Below are 15,279 nucleotides of genomic sequence, written 5' to 3' on the forward strand. Positions count from 1 at the left end.
ACAAGATGACGCGGGTCACCGGTTGAAGCGGTAGCCCATTCCGCGCACGGTGGCGATCGACCCGGAGCCGAGCTTCTTGCGCAGGTAGCCGACATAGACGTCGACGACGTTGGAGCCGGGGTCGAAGTCGAGGCCCCAGACGTGGTCGAGGAGCTGCTCGCGGGAGAGCACCTGCCCGGCGTTGACCATGAACATCTCGGCCAGCGCGAACTCGCGCGCGGAGAGCTCGACCTGCCGTCCACCCACCTCGGCGCGGCGGGTGCGCACGTCGAGTCGGACCCCGCCGCAGTCGAGGACGTCCTCGCGCCGCGGGCCGCCGTTCGACTGGTCCTGGCGCAGCCGCAGGCGGACCCGGGCGAGCAGCTCGGCGAACCGGAACGGCTTGGGCATGTAGTCGTCGGCACCGCCTTCGAGCGCCGAGACCGTGTCGCCGACGGAGTCGCGTGCGGTGAGCACGATGACGGGGACCTGGGAGCCGTGGGCGCGCAGCTGGTCGAGTACCTCGAACCCGTCGATGCCGGGCAGGCCGATGTCGAGGACGACGAGGTCGAAGTCGCCGCTCAGCGCGCGGTCGAGGCCGGCGTGACCGTCGGCGACGATCGTCGTCAGGTGGCCGTCGGCGCGCAGGCCCTTCGCCACGAACGACGCGATGCGCTGCTCGTCCTCCACGATCAGGATGCGGGCCACTCGTCCTCCATCTTCCGCACTCTCGAGAGTGTCACGACGAACCGCGCCCCCGGTGGATCCGCGTCCTCGACGGCGACCGTGCCGCCGTGCGCTCGCACGATGGCACCGACGATGGAGAGACCGAGTCCGAAGCCCTCGTCACCCGGAGGTACGGCGGAGCGGCCGAAACGTTCAAAGACCAGCTCCCGATCCTCGGGCGGGACGCCGGGCCCGGTGTCGCGGACCCAGATCCGCACCTGCGTCGGCGTGGCCACCGACCCGATCGCGATGGTGTCACCAGCGCGGGTGTGCTTGACCGCGTTGTCGGCGAGCTGGAGCACCGCCTGGGTGAGCCGCTGCTCGTCGGCGACGACCTTGGCCTCGGCCACCTCGTCGACGACCCAGTCGCGGTCGCCGAGGCCGCGGGCCTTGGCCACCAGGTCGTTGGTCAGCCCGTCGAGGTCGACCTGCCGCAGCCGCAGGAAGTCGGGGCGGTCGCTCTTGGCGAGCAGGATCAGGTCGCCGACCAGCCGCGACATCCGGTCGATCTCGTCGAGCAGCAGCAGCCGGGTCTCGGCGACGTCGGCGGGGTTGTCGGAGTCGAGCAGCTCGAGATGTCCGCGCAGCACCGTGAGCGGGGTCTTGAGCTCATGGCCGGCGTCGTCGAGGAACTGCCGCTGCCCGACGAACGCCGCCTCCAGCCGGTCGAGCATGCCGTTGAAGGTGCGGGTGAGCGCGGTGATGTCGTCGTTGCCGGTGACCGGCAGCCGCTGCGAGAGATCGGTCTCGGTGATGTCCTCGGCGGTCTCGCGCAGGGTGCGCAGCGGAGAGAGCAGGCGTCCGGAGACCCAGAACGCCACGGCCGTCACGACCAGCAGGACGAGTGCCGCGACGATGGCGTAGGTGCGCATCGTGTCGCGCAGGCCGGACCGGACCCGGTCGAGGTTGGTGATGACGACCAGGGCGCCGGTCTGGTCGCCCTGCCGCACCGACTGTGTGTCGACCTGGAGCCTGCCGTCGGGCGAGTCGACCGTTGCGGTGCCGTTGTCGGCGACCAGCGGGCCGATCACGGCATTCAGCTCGGCGCGGCTCAGTGGGAGCCGTCCGGGCGACTTCCCGTTGACCGCGCCGTCCCACCACCCGACGAGGTACTCGTCGTCGTCGGGCACGTTGCGCTCGAAGAACAGCCGGACCATCTCCTCCGCGCTCGCGAACGGACGGCCGGTGTCGGGGTTCACCCCGTCGCTCTGCAGCTTGCCGAACTCGGCGAACTCCTGGTCCACCGAGCTCGCGATCTGCTGTTCCAGGCGGCGGGACTCGATCGTGTACACGACGGCGCCGGCGAGGACGAGTCCGGCGAGCACCAGCAGCGCCACGGTCGCGGTGATGCGGACCCGGACCGAGACGCTAGTGGTCATCGCTGTTGATACGTCGGGGGTATCCGTGTTCAGGGTGGGTGCCTCGCAAGGCGGCGGCGCGACGGCATACCTGGTTGTCTACCGAGCGTCGCCAACGCGGCGAGGTGCGTGCACTGGGTGCGTAGACCCTGGGTGAATCAACGGTGATGGCCATTAGTCGTCGCCGCCACCGCGCCCGCTGTGATCGTCGTCCCGGTCGTCGTGATCCCGGCCCCGGCGGTCGTCGTCGCCGTCGTCGTCGTGGTCGTCGAAGTCGTCGTAGTCCGGCACGATCACCTCGACGTCGTCGTCATCGTCGCTGTCGTCGTCATCATCGTCGCCGTCATCCCCGCGGCCCGGCGTGCCGGTGGGCGACGGCGGCTCGCTGGGCTTGCGGGTGGGCTTCGCGCTGGGCGTGGTGCTCGGGTCGGGCTCCTGGATCTGGATCGTCTCCCGCGGCCGCGGGTCGTTCGAGGCGGACGCGGCGAGGGAGCCCGCGACGTAGGCACCCATCGGGACGACGACCGCGAGCGCGATGAGGATCTTCCAGACCGGCTTCATGGCGTCATCATTCTCCCCGATCGTGGGCAGACGGTGAGAGCCCGATGAGAGGACTCTCACCGATCCGCGGTCCAGAAACGAGGCAACCTCCGGACAACGTTGCGTGGATAGAGTGGCAGGCATGATCGTGCCGTTCAGCGTCTCGGACTTCATCGATCGAGCCGTGCAGGTGTACGGCGAGCGGGTGGGCGTCGTCGACGAGCCCGATCAGCCCGCGCCACCGCTGGAGGGTCCACTGGGCGGCGGGCGGCTCACGTACGCCGAGCTCGGTGCCCTGGCCGGCCGGCAGGCCGCCAGGCTCGACGAGCTCGGGCTGGAGGTGGGCGACCGGGTCGCGATCGTGAGCCACAACAGCGCGCGGCTGCTCACGTCGTTCTTCGGGGTCAGCGGCTGGGGCCGGGTGCTGGTGCCGGTCAACTTCCGGCTGCGTCCCGACGAGGTGCGCTACATCGTCGAGCACTCCGGTGCCCGCGTGCTGCTGGTCGACCCCGAGCTCGAGGAGTCGCTCAAGGACGTGGACGCGGAGTTCAAGTTCGTCCTCGGCAACGACGACGAGCTGTACGCCCCCGAGGGGTTGCGGCCGCAGGCCTGGGCGCCCGACGAGAACGCCACCGCGTGCATCAACTACACGTCGGGCACGACCGCGCGGCCCAAGGGCGTGCAGATCACCCACCGCAACATCTGGGTCAACGCCGTCACCTTTGCCATGCACGCGGCCGTCACCGACCGCGACGTCTACCTGCACACGCTGCCGATGTTCCATGCCAACGGGTGGGGCTGGCCGTTCCTGGCGACCGGCCTGGGGCTGAAGCAGATCGTGCTCCGCAAGGTCGACGGCACCGAGATCCTGCGCCGGGTGCGCGACCACGGTGTGACCGTGATGTGCGCGGCCCCTGCGGTCGCCGCGGCGGTGCTCGAGGCCGCGCAGACCTGGGAGGGCGAGATCCCCGGCCGCGACCGGGTGCGGATCATCATGGCCGGGGCCCCGCCGCCGACGAAGACGATCGTGCGGGTGCAGGAGGAGCTGGGCTGGGAGTTCATCCAGATCTACGGCCTCACCGAGACCTCGCCGTTGCTGACCTTCAACCGCACCCGCGCGGAGTGGGATGACCTGCCCGCCGAGCAGCGGGCGTCGCTGCTGACCCGCGCGGGCGCGCCCGCGCTCGGCGTACGACTGGCGATCTCGGACGACGACGACAACGAGGGCGAGGTGCTGGCGCAGTCGAACGTCGTGCTCGAGGGCTACTGGGAGCAGCCGGAGGAGACCGAGCGGGCGCTGGGCGACGGCTGGTTCCACACCGGCGACGGCGGGACGATCGGCGACGACGGCTACCTGACGATCTCCGACCGGAAGAAGGACGTGATCATCACCGGCGGCGAGAACGTCTCCTCGATCGAGGTCGAGGACGTGATCTTCTCGCACCCGGCCGTCGCCGAGGTCGCGGTGATCGGCGTCCCCAGCGAGAAGTGGGGCGAGACGATCATGGCGATGGTGGTGCTGGCCGAGGGCCAGCAGGCGACCGAGGCCGAGATCATCGCGTGGTGCAAGGAGCGCGCGGCGGGCTACAAGGCGCCCACCGTCGTGGAGTTCCGCGCCGAGCTGGCCCGCACCGCCACCGGCAAGCTGCAGAAGTTCAAGCTGCGCGCGCCGTACTGGGAGGGACGCGGCCGGCAGGTCAACTGACGTCGGGGACCCAGCGGGTTAGCCGCGTCCGACGTCCAGGACGACCTCGAACTCGAGCAGCTCGGCACCGGAGGCCACCGGCTTCCCGTGCTCGCCCGCGTGGGCGGCGCGGGCCGACCCGTCGCGCCAGGCCTCGAACGAGGCCTCGTCCTCCCACTGGGTCACCACGAAGTACCGGTCCTCGCCCTTGACGGGCCGCAGCAGCTGGAAGCCGAGGAAGCCCGGGCTGCTCTCGACGGTGTGCGCGCGGTGGGCGAAGCGGCGCTCGAGCTCCTCGTGGGCCTCGGGCGGGATGGAGATGGCGTTGATCTTCACGACCGACATGAGGCGAGCCTAACGACCCCGGTGGAGCCGCCCCGGCACGACGGCCGGGCTCGGATAGCCTCCCCCCATGCCCGCGCTGAAGGACGTCGTCGCCCTGCTGCACGGCTGGTACCCGCCCGACACGGCCGACTCCTGGGACGCCGTCGGCCTGGTCGCCGGCGACCCGGACCAGCCGGTGCGCAAGGTGCTGTTCGCGGTCGACCCGGTGCTGCCGGTGGCCCGCGAGGCGGCCGAGTGGGGCGCCGACCTGCTCGTCGTGCACCATCCGCTCTTCCTCAAGGCGGTGCACGGCGTCGCGGCCACCACGCCGAAGGGACGCACGCTCGCGACGCTCACCGGCGCCGGGTGCGCGCTGCTCACCGCGCACACGAACGCCGACCAGGCCCGCGGCGGCGTCTCCGAGTCGCTCGCCCGCGCGCTCGGCCTGACCGGCCTGGCCCCGATCGTGCCCGCGCCGGCCGGGCCGATGGACAAGCTCACGACCTTCGTGCCGCTGGCCGACGCCGACGCGCTGCGTGCGGCGCTCGCCGAGGCGGGCGCCGGCCGGATCGGCGACTACGAGCACGCGTCGTTCTCGACGCCGGGCAGCGGCCGGTTCCGCCCGCTCGAGGGAGCCACCCCCGCGATCGGCTCGGTCGGCGACCTCGAGACCGTCGAGGAGGAGCGGGTCGAGGTCGTGCTGCCGCGGTCGCGGCGCGCGGCGGTGGTCCGGGCGCTGCTGGCCACCCACCCCTACGAGGAGCCGGCCTTCGACGTCGTCGAGCTCGCCGACCCCGGCCTCGCCGAGACCGGCACCGGCCGGATCGGGTTGATCGCACCGACCACGCTGCGCGGCTTCGCCGCGGCCGTCTCGGGTGCGCTGCCGCAGACCGCCCACGGCGTCCGCGTGGCGGGAGACCCGGAGCGGGAGGTACGCCGGGTCGCGGTGTGCGGCGGCGCCGGGGACTTCCTGCTCGACACCGTCGCACGCACCGACGCCGACGTCTACGTGACCAGCGACCTGCGGCACCACCCGGCGAGCGAGTTCCTGGAGCCGGATGGGCCGGCGCTGATCGACATCGCCCACTGGGCTGCGGAGTGGACGTGGCTGCCCGCGGTGGAGGCGCGGGTCCGTGCCACGCTGGGCGATACGGTGGACACCCGCGTGAGCACCACGTGCACCGATCCCTGGCAGTTCCGCATCTGAGGAGACCCCGCTGAAAGCCGACCCCGCCGCCCAACTGAAGCTCCTCGAGCTCCAGGAGCTCGACGCCCGCGGCGACCAGCTGCGCCACCAGCGCGCCAAGCTGCCCGAGCTCGCCGAGATCGCCGAGCTGAGCGCCAAGCGCACTGACGTCGACAACCTCGCGCGCGACGCGCGGATCTCCGTCGACGACCTGACCGCCGAGCAGCGCAAGATCGACACCGACGTCGAGGCCGTCAAGGCGCGCCGCGCCCGCGACCGCGACCGGATGGACCAGGGCCTGGTCACCAATCCCAAGGACCTCGAGCGGATGCAGCACGAGCTCGAGTCGCTGGAGCGCCGGATCTCCTCGCTCGAGGACGACGAGCTCGAGATCATGGAGCGGGTCGAGGAGGCGCAGCGCGAGCTCGACGAGCTCCAGCTCCTGGTCGCCGAGACCGACGAGCGGCTCGGTGTGCTCGGCGCGGCCCGCGACGAGAAGTTCGCCGACATCGACGCGCAGGCCGAGCGGGTGCGGGCCGATCGCGCCCCGGCGACCGAGGGCATCCCGGCCGACCTGATCGCGCTCTACGACCGCCTGCGGGAGCAGAAGGGCGGCATCGGCGCCGCCGCGCTGCGCGCCCGGGAGTGCGGCGGCTGCCGCCTCACCCTCGACTCGGCCGAGCTGACCCGGATCAAGGGCCTGCCCGACGACGAGGTGGTCCGCTGTGAGGAGTGCCAGCGGATCCTGGTGCGCACGCCCGAGTCGGGGCTGTGACCCGCGGCGTCGTCGTCGAGGCCGACGGCGCCTCCCGGGGCAACCCCGGGCCCGCGGCGTACGGCGCCGTGCTCCGCGACGCCGAGACCGGCGCGGTCCTCGCCGAGGACGGCCGCACGCTCGGGGTGGCGACCAACAACGTCGCGGAGTACTCCGGCCTGGTCGCCGGCCTCGAGCTCGCCGCCGAGCTCGCCCCCGGTGCGGACGTCGAGGTGCGGATGGACTCCAAGCTCGTCGTCGAGCAGATGTCGGGGCGCTGGCGGATCAAGCACGCCGACCTGCGGCCGCTGGCCGAGCAGGCGATGCGGCTGGCGCCGACGGGTACGACGTACACCTGGGTGCCGCGGAACCGGAACGGCCACGCCGACCGGCTCGCCAACGAGGCCCTCGACGGCACGCGCGACGGCGTCACCGTCGCCCGGGAGCCCGGCCCGTGGGAGGAGGAGCCCGAGTCGCTGGCCGAGTCGGTGCAGGACCCCGACACGCAGCCGGTCTCCATCCAGACCCAGGCGCGCGGCTGGTCCGGCGGGGAGGCGCCGACGACAGTGGTGCTGGTGCGCCACGGGGTCACCCCGCACACGGTCGAGAAGCGGTTCTCCGGCGGGCTCGCCAGCGCCAACCCCGGCCTGAGCGACGAGGGCCGCGCGCAGATCCGCGCCGTCGCCGACTGGCTCAGCCCGATCGCCGAGCGCATCGACGCCGTGGTCGCCTCGCCGGTACGCCGCACGCTGGAGTCGGCCGAGATCGTCGCGGCCGCCCTCGGGCGGGAGGTCGAGCTGGAGCCGGGCTTCGCCGAGATGGAGTTCGGGGCCTGGGACGGGCTGACCTTCGCCGAGGTGGGGGAGCGCTACCCCGACGAGCTGACGACGTGGCTCGGCTCGGTCGATCACGCCCCCGGCGGCGGGGAGTCCTTCCGCGCGGTGCAGGAGCGGGTGCTGGCCGGGCTCGCGCGGCTGCTCGAGACCCACGCCGGCCGCACCGTCGTGGTCGTCAGCCACGTGACGCCGATCAAGACGCTGGTGGCCACCGCCGTCGACGCACCGCTCGAGTCGGTCTTCCGGATGGAGCTGAGCCCCGCCTCGGTGACGGTGCTGGCGTGGTTCGACGACCGGCCGTCGATGCGGATGTACAACGCCCTGCCTCCGGGCAACGACGTCTTCGCCGCCTGGGCCGTGAAGTGGTGACCTAGGAGCCTCCTGAACAATCCGCGCGGCTACGCGACGGCCGGTGGAGCGTTGGCTGCGTTCGCCTCGGTCGAAGTGACCCGCCACGCCTTCCCTCGGCCGCCTTGCCACCGCACGCACCGGCCGCCGCTCGCGCTCGCCCGTCTTGTTCAGCAGACTCCTACAGCTCGCTGACCACCACGTCGAGCTGCACGCCCTGCCGGCCCGGCGCGCCCTCCTCGACCGTCCAGCCCAGGTCGCGCAGCGCGCCGGCGAGCCGGGACGGCGTGCGCGGGTCCGCGCCGCTCTCGAGCAGGGCGCGCACGATGCGGCCCTTGGTGGCCTTGTTGAAGTGGCTGACCACCTTGCGTTGGCCCCGGTGCTCGTGGAGCACCCGCACCGTGGCGACCTGCAGGTCGGGCGCGGGGCGCCAGAACGCGGCGTAGGCGCTGCTGCGCAGGTCGACCAGCAGCCCGCGGCCGAGCGCCTCCGTGGCGGCCTCGCCGAGGCACTCGCGCCACACGCCCGCGACCGGGCCGAGCCCGGGCAGGGTCACGTCGCCCGAGAGGCGGTACGCCGGGATCCGGTCGCTCGGGCGCACCAGCCCGAACAGGCTGGAGGTCACCGCCAGCCGCCGGGTCGCCCGCCGCCGAGCCGCGGGGGTGAGCGTGGCGACGTCGAGGGCGTCGTACAGGACTCCGGTGTAGACCTGGTCGGCGCGCGCCGTCGGGTTCTCACGCAGCCCGCGGTTGAGCGCGACCAGGTCGAGCTGGGTGCCGCCGATGCCAAGGGTCTTCGCGGCCACGTCGGGGTCGCCCTCGCAGAGCTCGACGAGGGCGTCCAGCACCCGCTCCCGCGCCGCGGTCAGCGTCGGGAAGTCCAGCGCGGTCAGGTCGAGGGGCTTGCCGCGACGTGGCGCGGCCTTGCCCTCGCTGGGCGGTAGCAGTACGAGCACGCGGCTATGGTGCCCGTATGCCCAGCAGCCGCGTCGTCCGGGTCCGCTCCGTCGATGACGGCGTGGCCGCCGCCACGCTGCGCGCGGGCGTCGAGCGGATCCACGGCGAGCTCGACGTCTCGCCCGACTTCCCGCCCGAGGTCGAGGCGACCGCCGCCACGGCGGCCGGCTCGCCGCGGCTGCCGGACCTCGACCGCACCGACGTGCCGTTCGTGACCATCGACCCGCCCGGGTCGCGCGACCTCGACCAGGCGCTGCACCTGTCGCGCAACGGCTCGGGGTACGTGGTGAAGTACGCGATCGCCGACGTCGCCGCCTTCGTCACGCCCGGCGACCCGGTTGACCTCGAGGCGCACCGGCGCGGCGAGACGCTCTACGGCGCGGACTCCAAGGTGCCGCTGCACCCGGCGGTGCTGAGCGAGGGCGCGGCGTCGCTGCTGCCCGGCGAGGTGCGCCCGGCGCTGCTCTGGACGATCCGGCTCGACGACGAGGGCACCCGCACCGACGTGCACGTGGAGCGGGCGCGGGTGCGCTCGACCGCACAGCTCACCTACGCGCAGGCGCAGGCCGCGATCGACGGCGGCACGGCCGACGAGTCGCTGGCGCTGCTGCGCGAGATCGGCGAGCTCCGGATCGCGCGGGAGGCCGCGCGCGGCGGGGTGTCGCTGCCCTTGCCCGAGCAGGACATCGAGGTCGCGGGGGAGCGGTGGCACCTGGAGTTCCGCCAGCAGTTGCCGGTCGAGCTCTGGAACGCCCAGCTCTCGCTGCTCACCGGCTTCGCCGCAGCCGACCTGATGCTCTACGCCCGCATCGGCCTGCTCCGCACCCTGCCGCCGCCCGACCCGCGCGACGTGCAGCGCCTGCACCGGACGGCGCGCGCGCTGGACATCGAGTGGCCGGCCGAGCAGCTCTACCCCGACTTCATCCGCACCCTCGACCCGGCGATCCCCGCCCACGCCGCGATGGTCAACGCCGCCACCCGGCTGCTGCGTGGGAGCGGGTACGTCGCGTTCGACGGCGAGACACCCGCGCAGCCGCTCCACTCGGCGCTGGCCGAGCAGTACGCCCACGTCACCGCACCGCTGCGCCGGCTCGGGGACCGCTACGCGAGCGAGGTGTGCCTCGCGCTCTGCGCCGGCACCGACGTCCCCGACTGGGTGCGGGCGGCGCTGCCGTCGCTGCCGAAGACCCTCCAGGCGTCGGGGTCGAGGTCACGGACGTACGAGCGGGCGGTGCTCGACCTGGTCGAGGCCGGCGTGCTCGCGAGCCGGGTGGGCGAGGTCTTCGGCGGCGTCGTGGTCGACGTCGACGACAAGGACGAACGCCGTGGGGTCGTCGTGCTCCACGACCCCGACGTCGAGGCGGTGGTCGGCTCGGAGGAGACGCCCCTGCCGCTCGGCACCGACGTCCGGGTGCGGCTCACGACCGCCGACGTCGCGACCCGGCGGGTGGAGTTCCAGCTCGTCGAGGAGCGGCTGACCGCGACCGCGTGACGGGGGACGAGAAATGGTCGGGCACCGATGTCGAGAACCGGGCAGCGGCTCCGTCCCCGCTGTGAACGCGACCAACATGGGTCGCCGGCACCGAGGAGAACCACGATGACCAAGTACCTGCTGCTCAAGCACTACCGCGGCGCCCCGGCCCCGGTGAACGACGTGCCGATGGACCGGTGGACGCCGGAGGAGATCTCGGCCCACGTGCAGTACATGCGCGACTTCGCGGACCGGCTCGAGCAGACCGGCGAGTACGTCGACGGTCAGGCACTCGCGCCCGAGGGCACCTTCGTCCGCTACGACGGCACGGGTCGCCCGCCGGTCACCGACGGGCCGTTCGCCGAGACCAAGGACCTGATCGCCGGCTGGATGGTGATCGACGTCGACAGCTACGAGCGCGCCGTCGAGCTGGCCGGCGAGCTGTCGGCGGCGCCCGGCGCGGGCGGCCAGCCGATCCACGAGTGGCTCGAGCTGCGGCCGTTCCTGACCGAGCCGCCCACCATCACGGAGTGACCTCGGTGGACGAGGTCCTGCTGCGCAGCCTCACGCCGAGGGTGCTCGGCATCCTCGTCCGCCGCGGAGCCGACTTCGCGGCGGCCGAGGACGCCGTCCAGGACGCACTCATCGACGCCCTGCGGGTCTGGCCGGTCGAACCGCCACGCGACCCGCAGGGCTGGCTGGTGACCACGGCCTGGCGCCGGTTCCTCGACGCGACCCGCGCCGACGCCGCCCGCCGCCGGCGGGAGGACCGCGTCGACGAGGAGCCGGAGCCCGGGACGGCGAGCGGGGCCGACGACACGCTCCAGCTCTACTTCCTGTGCGCGCACCCGTCGCTGACGCCGTCGTCCGCGGTCGCGCTCACGCTGCGCGCCGTGGGCGGGCTGACCACCCGCCAGATCGCGCAGGCCTATCTCGTGCCCGAGCCGACCATGGCCCAGCGCATCAGCCGCGCCAAGCGCACCGTCGCCGCCGTGCGCCTCGACCAGCCCGGCGACGTCGCCACCGTGCTGCGGGTCCTCTACCTGGTCTTCAACGAGGGCTACTCCGGCGAGGTCGACCTCGCCGACGAGGCGATCCGGCTCACCCGCCAGCTCGCCGCCGCGATCGGCACCGACCACGAGCTCGGCAGCGAGACCGCCGGGCTGCTCGCGCTGATGCTGCTCCACCACGCCCGGCGGGCGGCCCGGACCGCTGCCGACGGCAGCCTGGTGCCGCTCGCCGAGCAGGACCGCAGTCGGTGGGACACCGCGGCGATCGCCGAGGGCGTCGAGATCCTGCAGGCCGCCCTCGCCCGCGACCGGCTGGGGGAGTTCCAGGCGCAGGCCGCGATCGCGGCGCTCCACGCGGACGCACCCACCGCCGCGGAGACCGACTGGGTGCAGATCGTCGAGTGGTACGACGAGCTCGTGCGCCTGACGGACAGCCCGGTCGTCCGGCTCAATCGCGCGGTGGCGGTCGGCGAGGCCGACGGACCGCGCGCCGGCCTCGCCGCGCTCGCGACGGTCGACGACTCGCTGCCCCGGCACACCGCCGCGGCGGCGTACCTCCACGAGCGGGACGGCGACCTGGCGACCGCGGCCCGGCTGTACGCCGAGGCGGCCCGGCAGGCGACCAACCTTGCCGAGCGCGACCACCTGACCCGGCAGGCGGCGCGGCTCAACACGCTGCGGTGACGGCCGACCCGCGACGGGGCAGGATGGGCGGACGTGGCGCACATCCAGCGAGCTGGGACCGCCGTCTGGACGCCGTGGCGAGCGGTGTTCGCGTTCGGGTTGGTCAGCCTGACGGCCGACATGGTCTACGAGGGCATGCGGGCGGTGTCCGGGCCGTTCCTGGGATCGCTCGGCGCCTCGGCGCTCACCGTCGGCCTGGTGACGGGAGCGGGGGAGGCGGTCGCGCTCGTGCTGCGCCTGGCCACCGGGGCCTGGGCCGACCACAGCCGGCGGCACTGGCGCCTCACGGTCGTCGGCTATGCGATGACCGCCGTCTGTGTGCCGCTGCTCGCGATCGCGCCGTTCGTGGGCGCGGCCGGCGTCGCCCTGGCGTCGGTCCTGATCCTGCTGGAGCGCACCGGCAAGGCGATCCGGAGCCCGGCGAAGTCCGCGCTCCTCGCGCGGATGGCGACGGCGACCGGGCGCGGGCGAGGGTTCGGCGTACACAAGGCCCTCGACCAGGTGGGCGCGTTCGCGGGGCCGCTCCTGATGGCCGGTGCGCTCGCGGTCACCGGCGCGTACTGGCCGGGGTTCGCCGTGCTGGCGATCCCGGGCGTTCTGTGCCTGCTGCTGCTGCTCGCCCAGTTGCGGCGGCGGGTGCCGTCGATCGCCGAGCCGGACCCCGAGGACACGCCGGTCCCCGCCGCCGGCGGGGGCGCGCTGCGCCGGGTGCGCGCCGCCGTGCTCGGCTCCGACCTCCCGGGCACCTTCCATCTGTTCGCGCTGTCCGCGGCGTTGACCACGGCCGGACTGATGACCTTCGGCGTGATCTCCTACCGCTTCGTCGACGCCGGACTGGTCGCGATCGCCGCGGTGCCGCTGGTCTACGCCCTCGCGATGGCCGTCGAGGCGCTCGCGGCGCTGGTCACGGGGGACCTCTTCGACCGCTGGGGAGCGGGCATCCTCCTGGCCGTACCGGCGCTCGTCTCGGTGGTTCCGGTCGCGGTCTTCGCGGACCAGTTGTGGCTGGTGCTGGTCGGCGTCGCGGTCTGGGGCCTCGCCACGGGCGTGCAGGACTCGACGGTCAAGGCGTACGTCGCGAGCCTGGTCGGCCCGAGCCGCCGCGCGACCGCGTACGGGGTCTTCGCGGCGGTTCAGGGCCTCGGCGCGCTCGGCGGTGGCGCGCTCGCGGGCGCGCTCGTCATCGGGCACGCCGCGCTGCTCGCGGCCTGCATCGGGGTGCTGCAGGTCGTCGCGTTCGGGCTGCTCTGGGCGACGCTGCGCGTCGGACGACCGGTCAGCTGACGGGTTGCTCGGTGGCGGGGAGCAGGACGGTGACGGTCATCCGGTCGTCGTGGCGGCAGGGGAGGTCCGTGCGTGCTCCGGTGGCGACGTGGTGCGCTCGGTAGCACAGCCGCAGCTCGCCGCCGGCCGCGGTGACGAGGTGCTCGACGATCGACAGCCCGAGCCCGGCGCCGGGCCGGGAGCGTGCCTCGGGGGCCCGGCTGAAGCGGCGGGTGGCCTGGGCGAGCAGGTCCGGCGGCATGCCGGGTCCGTCGTCGACCACCTCGACGATCGCGCGATCTCCCTCGCGGCGTACCCGGACCCGGACGGGCGGACGGCCGTGGGTGAGCGCATTGGCGAGCAGGTTGGTCACGATCCGCTCGAGCGCGTGCGGATCGACGGGCACGAGCGTGGCGCCTCCGGGCACCTCGACGGTCACGTCCCCGGGTCGGTCGGGGTGGGCCTCGCCCCAGCGCCGGACGACGCCCTCGGCGGCCCCGGCGAGGTCGCCCACGGCGTCGCGGGGCTCGGTCTCCCGGCTCAGGTCGAGCAGCTGCTCGGCCAGCTCGGCGAGCCGCGCGACGTCCACGGCGAGCTCGTCGAGCGCGGCCTCGTGCTCCTCGACCGAGCGGATCCGGCGCCGGGTCAGCTGGATCCGGGACTTCAGCAGCGTCAGCGGCGTGCGCAGCTCGTGGCTCGCGTCGTTGACGAACTGGCGCTCCCGGTCCAGGGCCTCCTCCAGGCTCGCGAGCATCTCGTTGAGGGTGTGGCCGAGCCGGGTGACCTCGTCGTCGCGGGCCTCGGGCACGTCGAGGCGCAGGTGCGCGGCGCCGGTCGCGATCTCGGCGGCCCGGCTGCGGTAGCGCTCCACCGGGCGCAGCGCCAGGCGGGCGAGCTGGTCGCCCACGACCGAGGCGATCACCAGGGCGCCGAGGCCGGCGATGGTCAGCTGGAGGAGGAGCTCGCGCAGCGCCTCGTCGCGGTGGTCGCGGCGGACGCCGACCAGCAGGTAGTCGACCGTGCCGGCGCCGGTGTCGGGGAGCGCCTCGACGCGGACCCGGTACGGCGTGTCGGCGGCCGGCAGCAGACTGCCCACGTCGAAGGTGCGGACGCCGCTCTCGCCGACCTGGTCGAGCCGGGACTCCGAGACGAGGGGCGTCGCCGAGGCCGGGCCGCCCCAGTCGAGCACCGTGCCGTCGTGTGCGAGCACCTGCCACCCGACCCCGGTGGCGTCGGCCGCGTCGCGTGGGGCGACGGTGCCGTCGGCGCTGACGAGCGGCGCGATCACGCCGGCGGCCGACGCGAGCTCGGTGTCCAGGCCGCGGTCGAGCGCGTACTCGACGCGCCAGTAGACGAAGGCGCCGGCCGCGGTCAGCAGCACGAGCATGACGACCGAGAAGCCGGCGACGAGACGGACCCGCAGGGGCAGCCGGCTCCCGAGTCGGCGTACGCCGCTCATCGAGGCCCCGGCTCGACGGGGAGCTCGAGGCGGTAGCCGGCGCCGCGCACGGTGGTGATCGTGCTGGTGCCGAAGGGCTTGTCGATCTTGCCGCGGATCGAGGCGAGGTGGACGTCGATGACGTTGCTGCGCAGGTCGGTCTCGCCGTCCCAGACGTCGTCGAGGATCGTGTAGCGCGACAACACGCGGCCCGCGCTGGCGGCGAGCAGGTGCAGGATGTCGAACTCCCGGGCCGACAGCTCGATCTCGGTCTCGCCGCGCCGGACCCGTCGCGAACCGGCGTCGACGACGAGGTCGCCGACCTCGACGACCTCGTGCTCGGCGTACGACGAGCGCCGGTGCAGCGCCCGGAGCCGGGCCAGCAGCTCGTCGAGGTCGAACGGCTTGGGCAGGTAGTCGTCGGCCCCGGCGTCCAGGCCGTGGATGCGGTCGCGGACCTCGCCGTGGGCGGTGAGCATCAGCACCGGCGTCGTCAGCCCGAGGTCGCGGAGTCGCCGGCACACGGTGACGCCGTCCATGCCGGGCAGCATCCAGTCGAGCAGCAGCACGTCGTACGGCACGCCGTCGGGGAGGGCACGGGCGTACGCCGACCGGCCGTCGTGGACGACCTCGACCGCCCAGCCGGCCTCGGCGAGTGACTGCTCCAACACCTCGGCCAGCCGTACGTCGTCCTCGGCCACCAGCACCCGCACGCGCCACCC

The 15,279-nt window shown here is 73.6% G+C and carries 15 protein-coding genes; 8 read left to right on the plus strand and 7 right to left on the minus strand.

What is annotated here, in order from left to right:
* Positions 1-15 precede the first annotated feature (15 nt).
* The 3 genes from FHU40_RS19285 to FHU40_RS19295 form a co-directional block, all read right to left on the minus strand.
* Positions 16-687 carry a response regulator transcription factor gene (locus FHU40_RS19285; protein WP_183593999.1) on the minus strand — a complete coding sequence of 224 codons (672 nt, stop codon included), beginning with the start codon at positions 685-687 and terminating at the stop codon, positions 16-18.
* Positions 672-2,084 (minus strand): sensor histidine kinase, encoded by a 1,413-nt coding sequence (locus FHU40_RS19290; protein ID WP_183594000.1) that lies wholly within the window; start codon positions 2,082-2,084, stop codon positions 672-674. The genes FHU40_RS19285 and FHU40_RS19290 overlap by 16 nt, the downstream gene beginning before the upstream one ends.
* Before the next feature lie 153 nt (positions 2,085-2,237).
* Entirely contained in the window at positions 2,238-2,624 is a 387-nt protein-coding gene (locus FHU40_RS19295; protein ID WP_183594001.1) for a hypothetical protein, read from the minus strand.
* A gap of 121 nt (positions 2,625-2,745) precedes the next feature.
* Between FHU40_RS19295 and FHU40_RS19300 the strand changes: the two genes are divergently transcribed.
* Entirely contained in the window at positions 2,746-4,308 is a 1,563-nt protein-coding gene (locus FHU40_RS19300) for an AMP-binding protein (RefSeq protein ID WP_183594002.1), read from the plus strand.
* An 18-nt stretch (positions 4,309-4,326) separates the two neighbouring features.
* On the opposite strand, the gene FHU40_RS19305 is transcribed toward FHU40_RS19300, so the two are convergent.
* Positions 4,327-4,632 carry an antibiotic biosynthesis monooxygenase family protein gene (locus tag FHU40_RS19305; RefSeq protein ID WP_183594003.1) on the minus strand — a complete coding sequence of 102 codons (306 nt, stop codon included), beginning with the start codon at positions 4,630-4,632 and terminating at the stop codon, positions 4,327-4,329.
* A gap of 67 nt (positions 4,633-4,699) precedes the next feature.
* Between FHU40_RS19305 and FHU40_RS19310 the strand changes: the two genes are divergently transcribed.
* The 3 genes from FHU40_RS19310 to FHU40_RS19320 are packed head-to-tail and all read left to right on the plus strand — an operon-like array spanning position 4,700 to position 7,756.
* A complete protein-coding gene (locus FHU40_RS19310; protein ID WP_183594004.1) occupies positions 4,700-5,818 on the plus strand; it encodes a Nif3-like dinuclear metal center hexameric protein in 1,119 nt (372 codons plus the stop codon).
* A 34-nt stretch (positions 5,819-5,852) separates the two neighbouring features.
* Positions 5,853-6,572, plus strand: coding sequence for a zinc ribbon domain-containing protein (locus FHU40_RS19315; protein ID WP_425490206.1), 720 nt, complete (start codon positions 5,853-5,855; stop codon positions 6,570-6,572).
* Positions 6,569-7,756, plus strand: a complete 1,188-nt coding sequence (locus tag FHU40_RS19320) for a bifunctional RNase H/acid phosphatase (protein WP_183594005.1) — start codon at positions 6,569-6,571, stop codon at positions 7,754-7,756. The genes FHU40_RS19315 and FHU40_RS19320 overlap by 4 nt, the downstream gene beginning before the upstream one ends.
* A gap of 160 nt (positions 7,757-7,916) precedes the next feature.
* Here FHU40_RS19320 and yaaA read toward each other — a convergent pair whose 3' ends face one another.
* Positions 7,917-8,690 carry a peroxide stress protein YaaA gene (gene yaaA / locus FHU40_RS19325; protein ID WP_183594006.1) on the minus strand — a complete coding sequence of 258 codons (774 nt, stop codon included), beginning with the start codon at positions 8,688-8,690 and terminating at the stop codon, positions 7,917-7,919.
* A gap of 17 nt (positions 8,691-8,707) precedes the next feature.
* Between yaaA and FHU40_RS19330 the strand changes: the two genes are divergently transcribed.
* The 4 genes from FHU40_RS19330 (at position 8,708) to FHU40_RS19345 (ending at position 13,140) form a co-directional block, all read left to right on the plus strand.
* The gene (locus FHU40_RS19330) at positions 8,708-10,183 is read left to right on the plus strand and encodes an RNB domain-containing ribonuclease (protein ID WP_183594007.1); all 1,476 of its coding nucleotides are present in this window, start codon (positions 8,708-8,710) and stop codon (positions 10,181-10,183) included.
* Between the two features lie 105 nt (positions 10,184-10,288).
* A complete protein-coding gene (locus tag FHU40_RS19335; protein ID WP_183594008.1) occupies positions 10,289-10,696 on the plus strand; it encodes a YciI family protein in 408 nt (135 codons plus the stop codon).
* A complete protein-coding gene (locus FHU40_RS19340) occupies positions 10,693-11,856 on the plus strand; it encodes an RNA polymerase sigma factor (RefSeq protein ID WP_343057949.1) in 1,164 nt (387 codons plus the stop codon). The genes FHU40_RS19335 and FHU40_RS19340 overlap by 4 nt, the downstream gene beginning before the upstream one ends.
* 33 nt (positions 11,857-11,889) lie before the next feature.
* Entirely contained in the window at positions 11,890-13,140 is a 1,251-nt protein-coding gene (locus tag FHU40_RS19345; protein WP_343057950.1) for an MFS transporter, read from the plus strand.
* On the opposite strand, the gene FHU40_RS19350 is transcribed toward FHU40_RS19345, so the two are convergent.
* Both FHU40_RS19350 and FHU40_RS19355 read right to left on the minus strand, forming a co-directional pair.
* Complete coding sequence (locus tag FHU40_RS19350) at positions 13,133-14,578, minus strand: sensor histidine kinase (protein WP_183594009.1); 1,446 nt, start codon at positions 14,576-14,578, stop codon at positions 13,133-13,135. The genes FHU40_RS19345 and FHU40_RS19350 overlap by 8 nt on opposite strands.
* Entirely contained in the window at positions 14,575-15,270 is a 696-nt protein-coding gene (locus tag FHU40_RS19355; RefSeq protein WP_183594010.1) for a response regulator, read from the minus strand. The genes FHU40_RS19350 and FHU40_RS19355 overlap by 4 nt, the downstream gene beginning before the upstream one ends.
* Between the last annotated feature and the right edge of the window lie 9 nt (positions 15,271-15,279).

The organism is Nocardioides soli (genome assembly GCF_014191495.1).
Lineage (GTDB): Bacteria > Actinomycetota > Actinomycetes > Propionibacteriales > Nocardioidaceae > Nocardioides > Nocardioides soli.